Origin of the sequence: Pseudomonas sp. EpS/L25, assembly GCF_001512295.1 — a bacterium.
Taxonomy (GTDB): Bacteria; Pseudomonadota; Gammaproteobacteria; order Pseudomonadales; family Pseudomonadaceae; genus Chryseomonas.
Map to the genome: position 1 here is coordinate 16,356 of NZ_LNUP01000012.1, position 18,593 is coordinate 34,948.

19 protein-coding genes are annotated in these 18,593 nt (G+C 67.4%); 3 read left to right on the plus strand and 16 right to left on the minus strand.

What is annotated here, in order from left to right; genetic code table 11:
* Positions 1–52: 52 nt before the first annotated feature.
* The 6 genes from metW to AR540_RS13825 all read right to left on the minus strand — a co-directional run bounded on the left by metW (position 53) and on the right by AR540_RS13825 (position 6,146).
* Entirely contained in the window at positions 53–673 is a 621-nt protein-coding gene (metW, locus tag AR540_RS13800) for a methionine biosynthesis protein MetW (RefSeq protein WP_059229786.1), read from the minus strand.
* Positions 674–677: 4 nt separating this feature from the next.
* Positions 678–1,817 (minus strand): homoserine O-succinyltransferase MetX, encoded by a 1,140-nt coding sequence (metX, locus tag AR540_RS13805; RefSeq protein WP_059229787.1) that lies wholly within the window; start codon positions 1,815–1,817, stop codon positions 678–680.
* 111 nt (positions 1,818–1,928) lie between these two features.
* Entirely contained in the window at positions 1,929–3,887 is a 1,959-nt protein-coding gene (locus AR540_RS13810; protein WP_059229788.1) for a dynamin family protein, read from the minus strand.
* Between the two features lie 129 nt (positions 3,888–4,016).
* Positions 4,017–4,610 (minus strand): YggT family protein, encoded by a 594-nt coding sequence (locus AR540_RS13815; RefSeq protein WP_059229789.1) that lies wholly within the window; start codon positions 4,608–4,610, stop codon positions 4,017–4,019.
* Positions 4,611–4,619: 9 nt separating this feature from the next.
* On the minus strand, positions 4,620–5,438 hold the full coding sequence (gene proC, locus AR540_RS13820) for a pyrroline-5-carboxylate reductase (RefSeq protein ID WP_059229790.1): 819 nt from the start codon (positions 5,436–5,438) through the stop codon (positions 4,620–4,622).
* A gap of 9 nt (positions 5,439–5,447) precedes the next feature.
* Positions 5,448–6,146, minus strand: a complete 699-nt coding sequence (locus AR540_RS13825) for a YggS family pyridoxal phosphate-dependent enzyme (protein WP_059229791.1) — start codon at positions 6,144–6,146, stop codon at positions 5,448–5,450.
* A 126-nt stretch (positions 6,147–6,272) separates the two neighbouring features.
* Here AR540_RS13825 and AR540_RS13830 point away from each other — a divergent pair, with 126 nt between their 5' ends.
* Both AR540_RS13830 and AR540_RS13835 read left to right on the plus strand, forming a co-directional pair.
* Positions 6,273–7,307, plus strand: coding sequence for a type IV pilus twitching motility protein PilT (locus AR540_RS13830; RefSeq protein WP_059229792.1), 1,035 nt, complete (start codon positions 6,273–6,275; stop codon positions 7,305–7,307).
* Positions 7,307–8,449: a PilT/PilU family type 4a pilus ATPase gene (locus AR540_RS13835; protein WP_059229793.1), complete on the plus strand. Its 1,143-nt coding sequence runs from the start codon at positions 7,307–7,309 to the stop codon at positions 8,447–8,449. Before AR540_RS13830 ends, AR540_RS13835 begins: the two co-directional genes overlap by 1 nt.
* On the opposite strand, the gene AR540_RS13840 is transcribed toward AR540_RS13835, so the two are convergent.
* The 3 genes from AR540_RS13840 to AR540_RS13850 form a co-directional block, all read right to left on the minus strand.
* Positions 8,446–9,882, minus strand: a complete 1,437-nt coding sequence (locus AR540_RS13840) for a UdgX family uracil-DNA binding protein (protein WP_059229794.1) — start codon at positions 9,880–9,882, stop codon at positions 8,446–8,448. The two genes, AR540_RS13835 and AR540_RS13840, sit on opposite strands and share 4 nt — an antisense overlap.
* Complete coding sequence (locus AR540_RS13845) at positions 9,883–11,094, minus strand: putative DNA modification/repair radical SAM protein (RefSeq protein WP_059229795.1); 1,212 nt, start codon at positions 11,092–11,094, stop codon at positions 9,883–9,885. It abuts the gene before it with no gap.
* A 132-nt stretch (positions 11,095–11,226) separates the two neighbouring features.
* A complete protein-coding gene (locus tag AR540_RS13850; RefSeq protein ID WP_236712069.1) occupies positions 11,227–11,907 on the minus strand; it encodes a C40 family peptidase in 681 nt (226 codons plus the stop codon).
* 275 nt (positions 11,908–12,182) lie between these two features.
* Between AR540_RS13850 and AR540_RS13855 the strand changes: the two genes are divergently transcribed.
* On the plus strand, positions 12,183–12,587 hold the full coding sequence (locus tag AR540_RS13855; protein WP_059229797.1) for an NINE protein: 405 nt from the start codon (positions 12,183–12,185) through the stop codon (positions 12,585–12,587).
* A 49-nt stretch (positions 12,588–12,636) separates the two neighbouring features.
* Here the strand turns inward: AR540_RS13855 and AR540_RS13860 are convergent, their stop codons facing one another.
* The 7 genes from AR540_RS13860 to gshB form a co-directional block, all read right to left on the minus strand.
* Positions 12,637–13,914, minus strand: coding sequence for a dihydroorotase (locus AR540_RS13860; protein WP_059229798.1), 1,278 nt, complete (start codon positions 13,912–13,914; stop codon positions 12,637–12,639).
* The gene (locus tag AR540_RS13865) at positions 13,911–14,909 is read right to left on the minus strand and encodes an aspartate carbamoyltransferase catalytic subunit (protein ID WP_059229799.1); all 999 of its coding nucleotides are present in this window, start codon (positions 14,907–14,909) and stop codon (positions 13,911–13,913) included. The genes AR540_RS13860 and AR540_RS13865 overlap by 4 nt, the downstream gene beginning before the upstream one ends.
* A 15-nt stretch (positions 14,910–14,924) precedes the next feature.
* On the minus strand, positions 14,925–15,434 hold the full coding sequence (gene pyrR / locus AR540_RS13870; protein WP_059229800.1) for a bifunctional pyr operon transcriptional regulator/uracil phosphoribosyltransferase PyrR: 510 nt from the start codon (positions 15,432–15,434) through the stop codon (positions 14,925–14,927).
* A 2-nt stretch (positions 15,435–15,436) separates the two neighbouring features.
* On the minus strand, positions 15,437–15,889 hold the full coding sequence (ruvX, locus tag AR540_RS13875; protein WP_059229801.1) for a Holliday junction resolvase RuvX: 453 nt from the start codon (positions 15,887–15,889) through the stop codon (positions 15,437–15,439).
* Positions 15,886–16,455: a YqgE/AlgH family protein gene (locus tag AR540_RS13880; protein WP_059229802.1), complete on the minus strand. Its 570-nt coding sequence runs from the start codon at positions 16,453–16,455 to the stop codon at positions 15,886–15,888. The genes ruvX and AR540_RS13880 overlap by 4 nt, the downstream gene beginning before the upstream one ends.
* A gap of 55 nt (positions 16,456–16,510) precedes the next feature.
* Positions 16,511–17,389, minus strand: a complete 879-nt coding sequence (locus tag AR540_RS13885) for an energy transducer TonB (RefSeq protein WP_059229819.1) — start codon at positions 17,387–17,389, stop codon at positions 16,511–16,513.
* Positions 17,390–17,492: 103 nt separating this feature from the next.
* A complete protein-coding gene (gene gshB, locus AR540_RS13890) occupies positions 17,493–18,443 on the minus strand; it encodes a glutathione synthase (protein ID WP_059229803.1) in 951 nt (316 codons plus the stop codon).
* Positions 18,444–18,593: the final 150 nt, after the last annotated feature.

The following is an 18,593-nucleotide window of genomic DNA, read 5'->3' on the forward strand; positions in this document are numbered from 1 at the left end:
CATATTGTACGCGAAGCCAGGCCCAGGCTGGCCGCGCTGCCCCTGCCTTACGTCATATCGCGACGCGATGTTCCTGCAGGCGCGGCGCGCTGACCCGGTAGATGCCGATCTCGCCGAGCAGGTTCGGCCACAGCTTGCTGGCCCAGCCGTGGCGATGCAGGCGATCCACGGCGAGGCGATCCAGCACCTGGGCACGCTGCTCGCGGCAGAGGCGTTCGAAGTCCTCGAAGGTGCAGAAGTGGATGTTCGGGGTGTTGTACCAGGTATAGGGCAGGAAGTCGGAGACCGGCATGCGGCCCTTGGTGCCCAGGTACAGGCGGCAGCGCCAGTGACCGAAGTTGGGAAAGGTGATGATGCACTGGCGACCGACCCTGAGCATCTCCTGGAGGATGCGGTCGGGGTACTGCAGGGCCTGCAGCGACTGGGTCATGACCACCACGTCGAAGCTGTCGCTGGCGAAGTTGGCCAGGCCGCCATCGAGGTCCTGCTCGATGACGTTGACGTCCTTGAGCAGGCATTCGGCGATCTTGTCCGGATCGATCTCCAGGCCGTAGCCGGTGACCTGCTTGTGGTCGCGCAGCCAGGCGAGCAGCTCGCCGGTGCCGCAGCCGAGGTCGAGCACCCGGCTGCCGGCAGGGATCCATTCCTGAATGATGTCCAGATCGGCGCGCACGCAGCTATACCTCGATACGGGTCATGTAGTGGGAGAAGGCCTGCAGGTAGCGCGGGATGGGGATGAGGAAGGCGTCATGGCCCTGGGGGGCGTCCACCTCCAGGTAGCTGACGTCCTTGCGCGCGGCCATCAGGGCGTTGACGATCTCCTTGGAGCGCACCGGCGAAAAGCGCCAGTCGGTGGTGAAGGAGACGATCAGGAAGCGCGCCTGCACCCCGGCCAGGGTCTTGGCCAGGTCGCCGCCCTGGGCATGGGCCGGATCGAAATAGTCCAGCGCCTTGGTCATCAGCAGGTAGGTGTTGGCGTCGAAGCGGCCGGAGAATTCCTCGCCCTGGTAGCGCAGGTAGCTCTCCACCTGGAATTCGACACTGTGGAAGTCGTAGTTGAGCTGGTCGGTCTTGAGTTCGCGACCGAATTTCTCGCCCATGGCCTCGTCGGACAGGTAGGTGATGTGGCCGACCATGCGCGCCAGCATCAGGCCGCGCTTGGGGATCACGCCCTTTTCCTGGAAGTGGCCGGCGTGGAAATCCGGGTCCGAGAGAATGGCCTGGCGCGCCACCTCGTTGAAGGCGATGTTCTCCGCCGACAGCTTGGGCGCCGAGGCGATGGCCAGGCAGTGGCGGATGCGCTCCGGATAGCTGATGGTCCATTGCAGCGCCTGCATGCCGCCGAGGCTGCCGCCGATCACCGCCGCCCACTGCTGGATACCCAGGCGATCGGCCAGCCGCGCCTGGCTGTGGACCCAGTCTTCCACGGTCAGCACCGGGAAATCCGCACCGTAGGGACGGCCGGTGTCCGGATTCGGGCTGCTCGGCCCGGTGGAGCCGTTGCAGCCGCCCAGGTTGTTCAGGGCGACGACGAAGAACTTGCGGGTGTCGATGGGCTTGCCGGGGCCGATGCAACTGTCCCACCAGCCAGGCTTGCGGTCGTCCAGGCTGTGGTAGCCGGCGGCGTGGTGATGGCCGGAGAGCGCGTGGCAGATCAGCACGGCATTGCTGGCCGTGGCGTTGAGCTCGCCGTAGGTCTCGACCATCAGGTCGTAGGCCGGTAGGGTGCGACCACCGGCGAGGGCCAGGGGCTCGCTGAAATGCAGCAGCTCGGGGGTGACCAGGCCGACTGAATCTTCGGGGATGACGCTGGGCATTGACGGCTCGTCCGGGGCGGGGCTCGCCAGTCTAAAGAGCACCGCGGGGAGCGGCAAGGGCAGGCGTGGCGCCCTGGCCGAACCCGCGTGAGGGCAGCGCGGCCAGGGGGCCTAGACGACGCGGGCCAGGGGCAGCACGACCACGTTGTCGTGACGCTGGGAAGGCGCCGGGCGGGCGATCTGCTTGAGCATGTCGCTGACCTCGGTAAGCTGCTTGTGCAGCACGTCCTCGTGCACCTGCAGTCGGCGTACCTGCTCCTGGCTGTTGAGATTCTGCTGGGTGAGCTGCTTGAGGGCCAGCATGCTGGTCTCCAGTAGCTGCTTCTGCTCGCGGGTGTGCTGTACCAGCGGCGTCAGGGCGCCGTCGTTCCAACGCAGCACCTGGGCATGGGCGCCTTCCTGCAGGGCCTGGACTTCCTGGGCCACGGTGGCGAAGAAGCGGCGGGCCAGGGCGTTCTGTTCGGTGAGCAGGGTCTTCACCTGGCGCTGGATTTCCTCGGTCTTGAGCTGCAGCTGGCGCAGCTCGCGGACGTAGGGTCGGATGCGCAACCGCGGCGCTTCCAGGGGATGCAGGGGATTTTCCAGGTTGTGCCGCTGGTAGACCGCGCCGAGCACCTTGTTGGCGCGATCGGCTTCGTTGTCCAGCGCCAGCAGGTCGTGCTCGACCATGCGGAAGAACCGTTCGATGGATTGGTTGATCCCCACTGTGGTCAGGCTGCTGCGGAATTCCCGGCGAGCGGTCTCCAGGTGGGCGTCCAGGCGCTCAGGGACGACCAGGTCGAGGAGTAGCTTGCGCTGGCCAGCCAGCATGTTCTGGGTGGTGCGCAGGTCCAGCAGGCGGCGGTGGTACTGGTCGTACTCCTGGCGCGTGCGGGCGGTCTGCAATTCAAGCCCGGCACCTGGCAATTCTTCGTCGGCCAGCTGCGCGTACTGCGCCCGGATGGCCTCCAGGCGCTGTTCGATGAGCGTGCGACTGGCACCCAGCAGGCCACTGGCCTGGTGCACGATGCGTTGCTGCAGCAGCCGCTCGCGGGCGCCGACGATGCGATCGGCGAGCAGTTGCTCGAGGCCGTCCAGTTGGCTGCGTGCGAGCAGTTCTAGGTCGCCGCGCACCTTGCCCAGCAGCGCCTGCTTGGCCGACAGCGGCAGGATGTGCTCGGCGGGCAGGGCCAGTTGCCGGGCGCTGGCCTGGCGGACGTTCTCCAGTGAGTGGGCGACGTGGGCGGCACCGCCGAGGTCGTCCCAGAGGCTGTCGATCTTGTTCATCACCGCGAACAGTCGCTCAGGGCTGTCGCCCAGTGCCGGCTTGACGCACTGTTCCCAGAGCGCCAGGTCCGAGGCGGTGACGCCGGTGTCGGCGCCGATCAGAAAGAGCACCGCCTGGGCGTGGGGCAGTAGCGACAGGGTCAGCTCGGGCTCGGCACCCAGGGCATTGAGGCCGGGGGTGTCGAGGATGCGCAGGCCCTGGCGCAGCAGCGGGTGGTCGATGCTGATCACGGCATGGCGCCAGGCTGGAACGCTGACCAGGCCGGCATCGCCGAGCTGTTCCAGCTGTTCGGGATCGAAGCCCAGCTGCGCTGCCGTTGCCGCCGCCACTTCGCGGGTCTCGGTGACCTTGGCCAGCAGGGTGGCCATGGCGTCCGGATGGCGATCATCCAGCGGGAAGCGCTGCCAGGCCTCGGGTGTCTTGCGCCAGGCGACCAGGCTGCGGTCGTCCAGCCGGCTGTCGATGGGCAGCAACTGCAGGTAGGGACCCTCGGCGCCGGCATCGAAGAAGATCTCGGTGGGGCACATGGTGGTGCGCCCAGCCTGGGACGGCAGCATGCGCTGGCCGTAGTCGGCGAAGAAGAGGGCGTTGATCAGTTCGGTCTTGCCGCGGGAGAACTCGCCGGCGAAGGCCAGGGTGATGCCGTCGGCCTGGAGTTCGCTCTGGCAACTGGCCAGGGCGGCGTCCAGGGCGGGGGAGGCGAGGCGATTACGCTGCAACCAGTCGCGGTAGCGGCCCAATTGGGTATCGAGTTCGGCTTTCCACGTGGCATAGGCATCGACGTGGCGGAACAGACGTTCCATGGGGGCTTCCTTGACCTGGACAGCTAAAGCCTGGACGTTGCCCCAGCCTCCAGGCCGCGTCAATGCCGGCTCCGTCACGACGCGGCGGGCGGTCGTGACGGAGGGGCGAGCGGTGGCGGACGTCGTACGTTAAAGGAAGGGCGCGAGTATCTGCGGCATGCCGGTGGCGGCGGCCAGTTGGCCGATGACGAAGCGATCCAGCAGGTTGATCACGATGAAGGCGAAGATCGGCGACAGATCCAGGCCGCCCAGGCTGGGCAGGATGCGGCGGAAGGGGGCCAGCAGCGGCTCGCAGATCTGGTTGACCAGTTCGGCGGCGGGATTGTGGGTCTGGGGCGCGACCCAGGAGAGGATCACGCTGACGATCAGGGCGAAGAAGAACACCTTGAGGAACAGCGAGGCCACGCCGAGCAGGGCCCAGATCAGCAGCGCCGGGAACAGCCCGCCGATGCTGGCGCCGAGCAGTACCACCACGACCATCATCAGGGCCAGCTGGACCAGGATCGCCAGCACCAGGGCGGCCAGATCGACGCCGCCGAAGCCGGGAATGACCCGGCGCAGGGGTTTGAGCAGCGGCTGGGTGGCGCGCACGGTGAATTGCGACAGCGGGTTGTAGAAGTCGGCCCGGACCAGCTGCAGGATGAAGCGCAGCAGGATGATCAGCAGGTAGAGACTGCCGAGGGTCTGGATGACGTAGACGAGAGCTTGCGCGAAAGCGGACATGGATACTCCTTATCGATCCGGCAACTGGGCCAGTTCCGCGGCCCGGTCGGCCGCGGCGGTGAGGGCTTCTTCCACCAGGTCCGCGAAGGCCCCGGCTTGGAAGGTTTCGATGGCGCGTTCGGTGGTGCCCCTGGGGGACATCACTGAACGACGCAATTGTTCAGGGCTGCGGTCGCCCTGGCAGGCCATGGCGGCAGCGCCGCGGGCGGTGTGCAGGGTCAGTTGCTCGGCCACCGCGGGCGGCAGGCCGAGCTTGGCGCCGGCCTGGGTCATGGCCTCCATCAGCAGGAAGAAGTAGGCTGGGCCGCTACCGGACACCGCGGTGACCGCATCCAGCTGCTGCTCTTCCTCGACCCAGAGCGCCAGGCCGACCGCGGCGAGGATTTCCTGGGCGCGGGCGCGCTGGTCTGGACTGACCTGCGCGTTGGCGAACAGGCCGCTGGCGCCGAGGCGCAGCTGCGCCGGCACGTTGGGCATGCAGCGCACCAGCGGCCGCTCGCCCAGCCAGCGCGTCAGACTGGCGCAGGTGATGCCGGCGGCGACCGAAACGATCAGTTGCTCCGGACGCAGGTGCGGTGCCAGTTCGGCGCAGACCTCGCCCATCACCTGGGGCTTCACGCCCAGCACCACCACGTCGGTGTCAGCCAGGACCGCGGTGTTGCTGGCTTCGACGCGGATGCCGTACGCCCGGGCCAGTGCCTCGCGCCTGGCCGGATTGCGATTGCTGGCACTGAGCTGGCGGGCCGGCACGCCCTGGGCGAGCAGCCCGCCGATGATGGCACCGGCCATGTTGCCGGCGCCGATGAAGGCGATGCGGGTGTCGTTCATCGAGACTTCCTAGGTTGAAGAGGCGGTGGCGCCGTAGTCGCGGGCGCCGAACAGGGCGGTACCGATGCGGACCCAGGTAGCGCCCTCGGCGATGGCGGCTTCCAGGTCCTGGCTCATGCCCATGGACAGGGTGTCCAGGTCCAGGTTCAGCGCCTCGCTCAAGGCGCGCAGCCGGGCGAAGGCCGCGCGCTGGCTGGCCGGGTCCTCGGTGGGTTCGGGGATGGCCATCAGCCCGCGCAGGCGCAGGTTGGGCAGCTGGCTCACGGCATCGGCCAGGGTGGGCAGTTCGTCGGGGTGGCAGCCGGACTTGCTGGCTTCGCCGCTGACATTGACCTGCAGGCAGATGTTCAGCGGCCCCTGCTCGGGCGGTCGCTGCTCGGCCAGACGCTGGGCGATCTTCAGGCGATCCACCGAGTGCACCCAGTCGAAATGGCTGGCGATGGCGCGGGTCTTGTTGGACTGGATGGGGCCGATGAAATGCCACGTCAGCGGCAGATCGGCGAGTTCGGCCTGCTTGTCCAGCGCCTCCTGCAGATAGTTCTCGCCGAAGTCGCGCAGGCCTGCAGCCCAGGCTTCGCGCAGGGCGGCGGCGGGTTTGGTCTTGCTCACCGCCAGCAGGCCGACGGTCGCGGGATCGCGGCCTGCCGTCCGGCTGGCCGCGGCGATGCGTTCGAGTACGGTTGCGCTATTCTCGGCTATCGTGGACATTCAGCCCCTGCTTGCGTCGGCGCATCCGGCAGGCCTCGGCGTACCGGATGAGTGAGTGGCGGTGACCAGGTCAGACCGCCAGTGCTGCGCGGCATTCTACCTGCTTGCTCGACATCTGGGAGTCCCATGGATATCACCGAATTGCTGGCCTTTTCCGCGCGGCAAGGCGCCTCCGACCTGCACCTGTCCGCCGGCCTGCCGCCGATGATCCGCGTCGACGGCGACGTGCGCCGCATCAACCTGCCGGCTTTCGAGCACAAGCAGGTGCACGGCCTGATCTACGACATCATGAACGACAAGCAGCGCAAGGACTTCGAGGAATTCCTGGAGACCGACTTCTCCTTCGAGGTGCCGGGCGTGGCGCGCTTCCGGGTCAACGCCTTCAACCAGAATCGTGGCGCCGGCGCGGTGTTCCGGACCATTCCTTCCAAGGTGCTGAGCATGGAGGAGCTGGGCATGGGCGAGGTGTTCAGGAAGATCACCGACGTGCCCCGCGGCCTGGTGCTGGTGACCGGGCCGACCGGTTCGGGCAAGTCCACCACCCTGGCGGCCATGCTCGACTATCTCAACAACCACAAGTACCACCACATCCTCACCATCGAGGACCCCATCGAGTTCGTCCACGAATCCAAGAAGTGCCTGGTCAACCAGCGCGAGGTACACCGCGACACCCTGGGCTTCTCCGAGGCCCTGCGCTCGGCCCTGCGCGAGGACCCTGACGTCATCCTGGTGGGCGAGCTGCGCGACCTGGAGACCATCCGCCTGGCGTTGACCGCGGCCGAGACCGGCCATCTGGTGTTCGGCACCCTGCACACCACCTCGGCGGCCAAGACCATCGATCGGGTGGTGGACGTCTTTCCGGCGGAAGAGAAAGCCATGGTGCGTTCCATGCTGTCCGAATCCCTGCAGGCAGTGGTCTCCCAGACGCTGCTCAAGAAGGTCGGCGGCGGCCGGGTGGCGGCCCACGAGATCATGATCGGCACCCCGGCCATCCGTAACCTGATCCGCGAGGACAAGGTGGCGCAGATGTATTCGGCGATCCAGACCGGTGGCGGACTGGGCATGCAGACCCTGGACATGTGCCTCAAGGCGCTGCTGTCCAAGGGCCTGATCAGCCGCGATGCGGCGCGCGAGAAGGCCAAGACGCCGGAGAATTTCTGATGGAATTCGACAGATTCCTGCAGCTGATGGTGGACAAGGGCGCCTCCGACCTCTTCATCACCACCGGCGTCCCCCCGTCGATGAAGATCAACGGCCGCATGACGCCGGTCACCAAGGACGCGCTTTCGCCGGACCAATGCCGGGCCATCGTGCTGGGCGTGATGAACGAGGAGCAGCGCCAGGAATTCCAGCAGAAGCGCGAATGCAATTTCGCCATCAGCGCCCGGGGCATCGGCCGCTTCCGGGTCAGTGCCTTCTACCAGCGCAACCTGGTGGGCATGGTGCTGCGCCGCATCGAGGTGAACATTCCCACGGTGGAGCAGCTGCGCCTGCCGGAGATCATCAAGAAGCTGGCCATGACCAAGCGCGGCCTGGTGATCTTCGTCGGCGCCACCGGCACCGGCAAGTCCACCTCGCTGGCGGCCATGATCGGCCACCGCAACAAGAACTCGGCGGGTCACATCATCTCCATCGAGGATCCCATCGAGTACATCCACCAGCACCAGGGCTGCATCGTCACCCAGCGCGAGGTGGGCATCGACACCGAGTCCTTCGAGGTGGCGCTGAAGAACACCCTGCGCCAGGCGCCGGACGTCATCATGATCGGCGAGATCCGCAGCCGGGACATCATGGAGCACGCCCTGGCCTTCGCCGAGACCGGGCACCTGTGCCTGGCCACGCTGCACGCCAACAACGCCAACCAGGCGCTGGACCGTATCATCCATTTCTTCCCGGCCGATCGACACAGTCAGACCTGGATGGACCTGTCGCTCAACCTCAAGGGCATCGTCGCCCAGCAACTGGTGCCCACCCTCGACGGCCAGGGGCGCCGTGCGGTGATCGAGGTCCTGCTCAACACCCCGCTGGCCGCCGATATGATCCGCAAGGGCGAGGTGCATGAACTCAAGGCGTTGATGAAGAAATCCGGTGAACTGGGCATGCAGACCTTCGACCAGTCGCTCTATGCCCTCTATCGCGATGGCGAGATCAGCTACGAGGCGGCCCTGGCCCACGCCGATTCCGCCAACGACCTGCGGTTGATGATCAAGCTGGGGTCGGAGACCGATGCCGACCACCTCAACCAGATGACCCGCAATCTCTCGGTGGACATGGGCGACGATCCGCCCAAGCGCTTCCGCTAGCCTTCGGCTGCCAGGGTCCTGGCCTCGCGCAGGGCGGTGACCAGGGCCAGACGCGCCTGCTCCTGCTGGGTGGCGTCGGGTGTGCGCAGGATGTAGGAGGGGTGGTAGGTGGCGATGATCCAGCGCTCGTCCAGCCGCAGCGGTCGGCCCATGAACTGGGCCAGGCCACGCGGCTTGCGCCTTAGCAGGGCTTCCAGGGCGGTCGAGCCGAGCGCCACCACCACAATCGGCTGGATGTCGCGCAATTCCTGCTCCAGCCAGTAGCGGCAGGGCGCGATCTCAGGTCCCGGGGTGACGTGCTTGCGTCTCAGGCCCTGGGGAATCCATTTGAAGTGCTTGACCGCATTGGTCAGGAACACCTCGTCACGGTCGAGTCCCGCCTCGGCCAGCGCCGCCATCAGCACCTGCCCGGCCGGACCGACGAAGGGACGGCCCGCCAGGTCCTCCTGGTCACCGGGTTGCTCGCCGAGCAAGAGGATACGCGCCGTGCGCGGGCCTTCGCCGGCCACTGGCTGGGTCGCCTTTTCCCAGAGCTCGCAGCGGCGACATTCGTCCAGGGTAGTGGGCAGCGGGCGTTCGGGCTGGGCGCGCTCGGCGGCGATCAGCACCTCGCGACCGGACTGCCGGCCGACGGCTTCGGCCTGGGCCAGGCGCTGGGCACCGGCACGCGCTTCGCTGAGCAGTGCCGGGATCAGCGGGCCTTCCGGCAGGTCCTTCCAGAAGCGCGCCGGCATGTTGCCCCTCAGGGTACGTGGATTGGCGCGAGCCGGATTGAAGGTGCTGCGGTAGTAGGCGCGCCAGAGTTCGTCGCCAGCGTTGCGGTCATCGTCTTCCGGGGTCTGGCGGGCCAACTGTTGCAGCTCGGCGGGGCAGGGCTGCAGCAATTGCAGCACCTGGCCATCCCAGAGCGCCGCGGTCTCCGGGGTGGCGATCAGCCAGCTGCTGTTGCCCATCCGATCGCAGAAGTGCGGTGCCGCCAGGGCCAGGACGTCATGCGCCGGCTGGTGCCAGGCCACCCAGGCCGGCGGACCGGCGTTTTCGGCGCGGGGCCGGAAACGGAGGAAGGCATGCACGTGGTGGATCTCGCGGCGGATCGCCTTGACCCGGCGCTGCAGTTCGCTGCCGTCTTCGTCGCCGGCCAGCATCGCCGCCCGGTCACCGCGGGCGACTCGCCAGAGCACCTGGTAGAGCAACGCCCAGCGATCGTCGCTGCGAAAGCAGGCGGCATAGCTCAGGGCCTCGGCCAGTTGCGGCGGAATACGCACGGCGCCGCTGGGCGGGGTCGCCACGGCCTCGACCGGTTCATCGAACAGATCGCCCAGCCCGTGGCTTTCCTGCCAGCTCACCTGGGCCGGTGCGATGCCGGCCTGCAGCAAGCGGCGCGCTTCCTGGCGCCAGCCGGCGAAGGTGCCGTCGAACTCGACCTTGAGCATCTACAGCAGGGCGAGTTGCGCGGGCGGCTCGGCGAGTTGGCGGCGCAGATCGAGGGATTCGGCCAGGCGTGGTTGCGGGCGATAGTCCTGGGTGACGATGAAGGGGCGAGCCTTCTCCACGCTGCACTTGAGCCGGATCAGGTCGGCGTAGCGGATGCGCCGCTCGCGCCTGAGCTCCACCAGCCGCTTGGCCGAGAGCACGCCGATGCCGGGGACGCGGGCGATCAGGACCTGGTCGGCGCGATTGAGGTCCAGCGGGAAGATGGCGCGATTGTGCAGCGCCCAAGCCAGCTTGGGGTCCACGTCCAGCGGCAGCTGGCCATCTTCGGTGGGCAGCTCCGCCGCCTGGAAGCCATAGCCGCGCATGAGGAAGTCGGCCTGGTACAGCCGGTGTTCGCGCAGCAGGGGCGGCGGCTGCAGCGGTACCGTACCCGGGCTTTCCGGAATGGGGCTGAAGGCCGAGTAATAGACGCGCTTCAGACGATAGGCGCCATAGAGCGTCTGGGCGGTGTCGAGGATGGTGCGATCGTCGGTGGCGTCGGCGCCGACGATCATCTGGGTGCTCTGCCCCGCCGGGGCGAAGCGCGGCGCCTTGGCTTCGGCCTCGGCCTCTTCCAGCCCCAGGCGGATGTTGCCCATGGTCTTGCGGATGCTGCTGCCGTTCTTTTCCGGCGCCAGCTTGATCAGCCCGCTCTCGGTGGGCAGCTCGATGTTCACCGACAGGCGATCGGCATAGAGACCCGCCTGGGCGATGAGCTCGGGATCGGCGTCGGGAATGGTCTTGAGGTGGATGTAGCCGCGGAACTGGTGCTCTTCGCGCAACAGCTGGGCCACCCGGGTCATCTGCTCCATGGTGTAGTTGGAGGAGCGGATGATGCCGGAACTGAGGAACAGACCGCTGATGACGTTGCGCCGGTAGAAGTCGAGGGTCAGCTGCACCACCTCCTCGGGCGTGAAGCGCGCCCGGGGTACGTTGCTGCTGCGGCGGTTGACGCAGTACTGGCAGTCGTACAGGCAGAAGTTGGTCAGCAGCACCTTGAGCAGCGCCACGCAGCGCCCATCGGGGGTGAAGCTGTGGCAGATGCCCATGCCATCGGTCGAGCCCAGGCCGTCCTTGCCCTTGGAGCTGCGCTTGGGCGCGCCACTGCTGGCGCAGGACACGTCGTACTTGGCGGCATCGGCGAGAATGATCAGCTTGTCGGCGAGCTCCATCGAGATCTCCTGTACTGTGATTGCATACAGTATCCAGGAGGCGGAGCGTCGTTCAATGGCTTTGCGCCGGGCGGTGCCGAGTGGAGCGACACTCCGCCGGGCGGTAGCGGCCCGACGGAGCGGGGAGAGGGGTCAGGACTTGCGGGTACGCTTGGCGCGCGGCTTGTCGACGACAGGGTCGGCTTCGGCGGCCAGGGTAGTGGGCTGCGGCAGGACGCGCTTGGCCGAGGCAAACCGCTTGGTCCAGTACGGCTTGCTCAGGTGATCGACCCGGACGCTCTCGCCACTGCGCGGGGCATGGACGAAACGGTCGTTGCCCAGGTAGATGGCGACGTGGTCGATGCCACTGCGCTGACCGGTCTTGAAGAACACCAGGTCACCGGCCTTGAGGTCGCTACGGGCGACCTTGGGGCCCTTGAGCTGGGCCAGCTCGCGGGAGGTGCGCGGCAGCTTGACGTTGTGCACGTCACGATAGACGTAGTTCACCAGGCCGCTGCAGTCCAGGCCGTTCTTCGGGCTGGTACCACCGAAGCGGTAGGGCGTACCGACCAGATCCATGGCGCGGGTAGCGACCTGGGCGCCGACGTTGCGCGTCGCGGCCTGGGCGGTGGCTTGCTTACGGTGCAGGGCACTGCTGGCCCGAGCTGCGCGCTTGGCGCGGGCTACGGAGGCCGCCTGGGTATGATTGTCGGCAGCGGTGACGTGACGAGCTGCGGGCTTGGGGGTTGGTGCGGCGGTGACATGCCGGGCTGCGACCTTGTGGACCGGAGCGGCAGTGCGCGCTGCAGAGTTCTCTTTCGCTTGCGCTGCCACCGGCAGCACAAGACAGGCGGAGAGCCATGTCAGGAGGAATAGACGCATTGTCGTAGGGGTGTCTGAAGATCGAAGCGAGCGATTCTATACCAATCTTGTGGATATTTTGTGCACCTCTCATCAAGAAATTATGTAATTTTTAGCGGAAACTGAGGTCCTTAGAGCGCCAACCAGTGAGACTCCCTGGGCATTCATCCAGTTTTCGACATAAAGTCACGGTGAAGGTAAGGGTGTAGGTAAGGCGCGTCTTTCCCAGTATCCGCGAGGTCGTAGACATGCAGTATCAGGACACCCACAGCAAGGTCATGGGCTATCTGCTGTGGATCTTCGGTTTTCTCGGCGCTCACCGCTTCTACTATGGCAAGCCGGTCACCGGCACGATCTGGTTCTGCACCCTGGGTCTGCTGGGCATCGGCTGGCTGATCGATCTGTTCCTGATCCCGTCCATGGATCGCGAGGCGGATCTGCGCTTCCAGTCCGGCTCCCTCAACTACAGCCTGGCCTGGATCCTGCTGACCTTCCTCGGCCTCTTCGGCGTGCATCGTCTCTATCTGGGGAAATGGGTGACCGCCATTCTCTATTTCTTTACGGCGGGTTTCTTCCTCCTGGGCGTGCTTTACGACTTCTGGACGCTCAATTCGCAGATTTCCGAAGAGAATCGTCGGCGCCTGGTGCGCTAGGCTAGATCGGTCAGACAAAAAGAAGGGGGCTCCAAGGAGCCCCCTTCTTTCATTCCCCGCGACAGTAGGTCGCGCGGCCTCCCACCAGGGTGCGCTCGACCCGTCCCGGCAGCGTCATGCCGTGGAAGGGACAATTGCGCCCCCGCGACAACCAGGGTGTGTCCGCCTGCTTGATGGTCCGCTGCGAGAACAGCACCAGGTCCGCCGGTTGGCCCTTGGCCAGGCGACCCGCCGGCAGGCGCAGGGCATCGGCCGGGCCGGTGGTCAGGCGCGCCAGCAGGGCGGGCAGGTCCAGCAGGCCGTCTTCCACCAGGGTCAGGGCCAGCGGCAGCAGCAGTTCCACGCTGCTGATGCCCGGTTCGGTGGCGGCGAAGGGTGCCAGCTTGGCATCCGCTTCATGGGGCTGGTGATGACTGGAAATGGCGCCGATCACACCGTCCCGCACCCCGGCGCGCAGGGCATCGCGGTCGCGCGCGGTACGCAGCGGCGGCTTGACGTGATAGAGGCTGGAGAAACCCTGCAGCGCCTCGTCGGTGAGCAGCAGTTGATAGAGCGCCACGTCGGCGGTCACCGGCAGGCCGCGGGCCTGGGCGGCGGCGATCATCTCCACCGCGCGAGCGCTGGTGAGCAAGCCGAAGTGGGCGCGTACGCCGCTCTGTTCCACCAGCAGCAGGTCGCGGGCCAGGGCGATGGTTTCGGCGGTCTCCGGGATGCCGGTGAGACCCAGGAAGCTGGCGGTGGGTCCTTCATGGGCCAGGCCGCCGTCGGCCAGGTCGGCGTCCAGGGCGTTGAAGACCACGGTGAGATCGAAGGTGGCCGCATATTCCAGCGCGCGGCGCTGTACCCGCAGATTCTCGAAGCGCTGCAGGCCGTTGGTGAAAGCCACGCAGCCGGCATCGCGCAGGGCCATCAGCTCGGACAACTGCTCGCCGGCCATCCCGCGGGTCAGGGCACCGATGGGGTTGACACGGACATGGTCCGCGGTCCGCGCGCGGTCGAGGATGAGTTCGGCCACGGCGGTGGTGTCCAGCACCGGGCGTGTGGTGGGCGGGCAGCACAGGCTGGTCACGCCTCCCGCCGCCGCCGCGCGGGTCTCGCTGTCGACATTGCCCTTGCGGGTCAGGCCCGGCTCGCAGAGGGCGACGTCCAGGTCGACCAGGCCCGGCGCCAGGATCAGGCCGCTGGCGTCCAGCTGCTCGGCGGCCTGGAAGCCTTGGGGCGCCTCGCCCAGGGCCAGGATGCGACCCTGGTCGACATGGACGTCGCCGACCTGATCGAGGCCGGTGGCCGGGTCGATCACCCGGGCATTGCGGATGCTCAGGCTCACTGGGCATTCTCCTGTAGCTGACGCTGGGCCGTCTGCCCGCTCATGGCCATCGACAGCACCGCCATGCGGACCGCGATGCCGTAGGTGACCTGGTTGAGGATGACCGACTGCTCGCCATCGGCGACCGCGGATTCGATCTCCACCCCGCGGTTGATCGGGCCGGGGTGCATGACGATGGCATCGGGCTTGGCGCGAGCCAGGCGCTGGCGGGTCAGGCCGAACAGCCGGTAGTACTCGCCTTCGCTGGGCAGCAGGCCGCCCTGCATCCGCTCGCGCTGCAGGCGCAGCATGATCACCACGTCCACGCCGTCCAGGCCCTCGGCCAGGTCGGTGTAGGTGCGGACGCCATAGAGGTCTTCGAGACCGACCGGCAGCAGGGTGCGCGGGGCGACGACGCGGATGTCGCGGCAGCCCAGGGTGCGCAGCGCCAGCATGTCGGAGCGGGCGACCCGCGAATGCAGGATGTCACCGACGATGGCTACCGACAGGTTGGCGAAGTCGCCCTTGTGCCGGCGGATGGTCAGCATGTCCAGCATGCCCTGGGTAGGATGGGCATGCCGGCCGTCGCCACCGTTGATGATGGCGACGTCGGGGCAGACGTGCTCGGCGATGAAGTGGGCAGCGCCGGAATCGGCGTGGCGCACCACGAACATGTCGGCAGCCATGGCCTCCAGGTTGCGCAGGGTGTCGAACAGCGTCTCGCCCTTGCTGGTGGAGGAGGTGGAGACGTTGAGGGTGATGACGTCCGCCGACAGCCGCTTGGCCGCCAGTTCGAAGGTGGTGCGGGTACGGGTGGAGTTCTCGAAGAAGACGTTGCACACCGTCTTGCCGCGCAGCAGCGGTACCTTCTTCACCGCCCGGGCGCCGACCTCGAGGAAGGAGTCGGCGGTATCGAGCAGTTCCGTCAGAAGTTCGGCGGGCAGGTCATCGAGTGACAGGAAATGGCGCAATTGGCCCTGGGCGTTGAGTTGCAGCGAACGCGTAGCGTCGGTCATGGCAGCGAATCCAGGTCAGGGGGCGGGGACGTCGCGGTATTCGAGGGCGAGCGGCGTGGGGCCGGTCAGCTTGACGCGCTGGGTGGGAGCGAGGCTCAGGGTGGCGCCCACCACGTCGGGTTGGATCGGCAATTCGCGGGCATTGACGTCGAGCAGGCAGACCAGGGTCACACTGGCCGGGCGGCCATAGTCGAACAGCTCGTTGAGCGCCGCGCGCACGGTACGCCCGCTCATCAACACATCGTCCACCAGCACCAGATGCCGGCCGTCGATCTCGAACGGCAGCGCCGAGGGGCGCACCTGGGGGTGCAGGCCCTTCTGGGTGAAGTCGTCGCGATAGAAGGACACGTCCAGGCTGCCCAGCGGGGTATCCAGGCCGAGTTCGGCCAGCAGGGCCTCGGCGACCCAGAGGCCGCCGGTGTGGATGCCAACGAAGCCGGGATCGTTGATGCCACGACGATCCAGCCACAGACGCAGGTCGGCGGCCAGCCGCGGCAGGAGCTCGGCGGGGGAGGGCAGGTGCATGGCTACTCCGATTGCGGGCGCGCGGCCCGTTCCAGTTGTTGGGTCAGCCAGCCTTCCAGGAGGAGGGCGGCCGCGAGGGCGTCCACCGGGCGCTCGCGATAGCCGTCGCGCTGGCCGCCCTGCAGGCGTTCGCCCTTGGCGGCATAGGTGGTGAGGCGCTCGTCGTGGGTGTGCACCGGCAGGCCATAGCGGCCGTGCAGGCGGCGGGCGAAGCGCTCGGCGCGCTCGCTCATCTCGCTGGGCGTACCGTCCATGTTCAGCGGCAGCCCGACTACCAGGGCGGTAGGGCGCCACTCGTCCAACAGCCGCTGGAGCTGCTGCCAATCCGGCACGCCGTTCTGTGCCTTGAGGGTGACCAGTTCGCGGGCCTGGCCGGTGACGGCCTGGCCAACGGCGACACCGATCTGCCGGGTGCCGTAGTCGAAGCCCAGGTAGAGGCCCGTGGGCGCACTCATGCGTGGCCCGCCTGGCGCGACAGCAGGCGCAGGTCGACCCCGAGCAGGGCGGCGGCGGCGCCCAGGCGTTGCTCGCTGGGGGTGTCGAACAGCAGGGCGGAGGTCGCCGGGGTGGTGAGCCAGAGGTTCGCCGCCAGTTCTTCCTCCAGCTGGCCGGGACCCCAGCCGCTGTAGCCCAGGGTGATCAGGCGGCGGGCCGGGCCAGTGCCGTCGGAGAGGGCGAACAGTACGTCCGGTGAAGTGGTCAGGCTCAGGTCGTCGAGTTCCAGGGTGTTCTGGAAGACCGGTCCCGCCTCGTGCAGGACGAAGCCGCGGTCGGTCTGCACCGGGCCGCCGGCATAGAGGGCGATCTGGGTGTCCTCCAGGGTGGCGGGCACCTCGGGGCGCAGTTGTTCGAGCAGATCGTCGAGGTGCAGGCCGTTGGGGCGGTTGATCACCAGGCCCATGGCGCCGTCGGGGCCATGGTCGACCAGGTAGATCACCGTCTCGGCGAAATGGGGATCGTCCATCTGCGGCATGGCGATCAGGAGCTGGTGCTGTAGGGTGGTGCTGGAGGTCGGCTTCATGACCGGCAAGTTTCCCGGTTGCGCGGTCCGGCTTCAAGTCCAACGACGCGCGCGGCTATTGACTGGACAGGCGGTCGCCGCGCTCGAAACGCCAGGTGCGGATGATCTCCAGCCGGTCGATGTCGGCCAGATCGCCGCTGAAGGGAGCGAAGGGCGCCGCCAGCCGGACGATGCGCAGGGCGGCCTGGTCCAGCACCGGACGGCCCGAGGATTCCAGCACCTGCACCTCGTAGAGCGAGCCGTCCTTGTTGATGGCCACCAGCAAGCGCAGGCTGCCATAGAGGCGGTCGCGCTTGGCCTGCTCGGGATAGTTGAGGTTGCCGATGCGCTCGATCTTGCGTCGCCATTCTTCCTTGTAGCGGGCGCCCTTGTCCTTCTGCGTCGAGGCGGCGTTGATCCGCCAGATCTTCGGCCGCTTGGCGTACTGCTGGCGCTCCTCGGCGAGCTGGGCTTCCAGGCTGGCGAGTTCGGCGGCCTGGCTGTCGGCCTCCGGGGCCGGGGCATCGCGCTGTTCCTGCTCGGGCGTCTCACGGCTGGGCTCGGCCTTGGTCGGGCGACTGGCGCGGGTGGTCAGCGCCGCCTTGGGCGCCTGGGCGCGATCCGCCGCAGGCTTGCGGGCCGGCGGGGCGGCCTCGCGGATCTCGCTGTCGTGGAAGGGTGCCTGCACCGGCGTGCTCGGCGCCGCCGCCTTGTCCAGTGTGCCGCTGCCCTGCTGGTTCTCCTGGGCGAGGAAGTCGGCCTGCTTGGGCGCCTCGTCGCTCTTGAAGCTCGCCAGGGTTACCTCCAGGGTACGGCTGATCTGGCTCGGCTCGGGCAGGGAGAAGCCGACGCCCAGGATCAGCACCACGTGCAGCAGGGTCGCGATGAGCAACGTGAAGCCCAGGCGGTCGGCAGCGCGAACCTGGGCGGCGGGGTGCGGAGCGGTGCTGGGCATGGACGGGGTCGGCAAGGGCGGAAGATGCACGTTGAGGCTGGCGCCAGTCTGCGGATTGTGCCCGCGCTTGTCCATGCCGCGCGCGGCGGCCTGGACGACGGCCTCAGCCCGCGCGTTGCTGCGCGATCACCTCCATCAGCCGCTCGGCGATCCGGGTGTCGTAGGCCGCATCGATCTCGCGGATGCAGGTCGGGCTGGTCACGTTGATCTCGGTGAGATGCTCGCCGATCACGTCCAGGCCCACGAACAGCAGGCCCCGCTTGCGCAGCTCCGGGCCGACCGCGGCGGCGATCTCGCGATCCCGCGCCGACAGTGGCTGGGCGACGCCACGTCCGCCGGCGGCGAGGTTGCCGCGGGTCTCGCCCTGGGCGGGAATACGCGCCAGGCAGTAGTCCACCGGCTCGCCATCGATCATCAGGATACGCTTGTCGCCGTCCTTGATGCCCGGCAGGTAACGCTGGGCGATGATCTGCTGAGTGCCATGGGCCGTGAGGGTTTCCAGGATCACCGACAGGTTGGGATCGCCCTCGCGGTGGCGGAACACCGAGCTGCCGCCCATGCCGTCCAGCGGCTTGAGGATGACATCGCCATGGTTGCGGGCGAATTCGCGGATGATGTCGGCGCGGCGGCTGACCAGCGTCGGCGGTGCCAGTTCGGGAAAGAGGGTGGCGAAGAACTTCTCGTTGCAGTCGCGCAGGCTCGCCGGACGATTGACCACCAGGGTACCGCCCCGCTCGGCCTGCTCCAGCAGGTAGGTGGCGTAGACGAACTCATTGTCGAAGGGTGGGTCCTTGCGCATCAGGATGACGTCCAGCTCGCGCAGGGGCAGATCGACGCTCTCGCCGAAGGCGAACCAGCGCTCGGGGTCTTGGAACACGTCCAGCTGTCGACCTCTGCCGCGGGCCTCGCCATCGACTTGGTACAGGTCCTGCATCTCGAAATAATGCAGTGTCCAGCCGCGGGCCTTGGCCGCCCACAGCATGGCCAGGGAGCTATCCTTCTTATAGGAGATGCGTTCGATGGGATCCATGACGATCCCCAGGCGGATACTCATTGACGCTAGACCTCGGTTCTACGTGGGCAAGGCGTCAGAATAGCCCTTCGATCGCCCCGAGTGCCATGCTTGCGCGATCGTCGTGGCGGGCGGGCCGGCGGTCCGCCGCCAGGGGATCTGCGTGGTACGTCACGGTATTGTGTGCTACAA

Excerpts from the sequence above, each read along its gene's own strand:
- metX (WP_059229787.1), bottom strand. The coding sequence starts at position 1,817 with ATGCCCAGCGTCATCCCCGAAGATTCAGTCGGCCTGGTCACCCCCGAG.
- AR540_RS13810 (WP_059229788.1), bottom strand. The coding sequence starts at position 3,887 with ATGGAACGTCTGTTCCGCCACGTCGATGCCTATGCCACGTGGAAAGCC.
- AR540_RS13815 (WP_059229789.1), bottom strand. The coding sequence starts at position 4,610 with ATGTCCGCTTTCGCGCAAGCTCTCGTCTACGTCATCCAGACCCTCGGC.
- proC (WP_059229790.1), bottom strand. The coding sequence starts at position 5,438 with ATGAACGACACCCGCATCGCCTTCATCGGCGCCGGCAACATGGCCGGT.
- AR540_RS13825 (WP_059229791.1), bottom strand. The coding sequence starts at position 6,146 with ATGTCCACGATAGCCGAGAATAGCGCAACCGTACTCGAACGCATCGCC.
- AR540_RS13830 (WP_059229792.1), top strand. The coding sequence starts at position 6,273 with ATGGATATCACCGAATTGCTGGCCTTTTCCGCGCGGCAAGGCGCCTCC.
- AR540_RS13835 (WP_059229793.1), top strand. The coding sequence starts at position 7,307 with ATGGAATTCGACAGATTCCTGCAGCTGATGGTGGACAAGGGCGCCTCC.
- AR540_RS13840 (WP_059229794.1), bottom strand. The coding sequence starts at position 9,882 with ATGCTCAAGGTCGAGTTCGACGGCACCTTCGCCGGCTGGCGCCAGGAA.
- AR540_RS13845 (WP_059229795.1), bottom strand. The coding sequence starts at position 11,094 with ATGGAGCTCGCCGACAAGCTGATCATTCTCGCCGATGCCGCCAAGTAC.
- AR540_RS13855 (WP_059229797.1), top strand. The coding sequence starts at position 12,183 with ATGCAGTATCAGGACACCCACAGCAAGGTCATGGGCTATCTGCTGTGG.
- AR540_RS13865 (WP_059229799.1), bottom strand. The coding sequence starts at position 14,909 with ATGACCGACGCTACGCGTTCGCTGCAACTCAACGCCCAGGGCCAATTG.
- pyrR (WP_059229800.1), bottom strand. The coding sequence starts at position 15,434 with ATGCACCTGCCCTCCCCCGCCGAGCTCCTGCCGCGGCTGGCCGCCGAC.
- ruvX (WP_059229801.1), bottom strand. The coding sequence starts at position 15,889 with ATGAGTGCGCCCACGGGCCTCTACCTGGGCTTCGACTACGGCACCCGG.
- AR540_RS13880 (WP_059229802.1), bottom strand. The coding sequence starts at position 16,455 with ATGAAGCCGACCTCCAGCACCACCCTACAGCACCAGCTCCTGATCGCC.
- AR540_RS13885 (WP_059229819.1), bottom strand. The coding sequence starts at position 17,389 with ATGCCCAGCACCGCTCCGCACCCCGCCGCCCAGGTTCGCGCTGCCGAC.
- gshB (WP_059229803.1), bottom strand. The coding sequence starts at position 18,443 with ATGAGTATCCGCCTGGGGATCGTCATGGATCCCATCGAACGCATCTCC.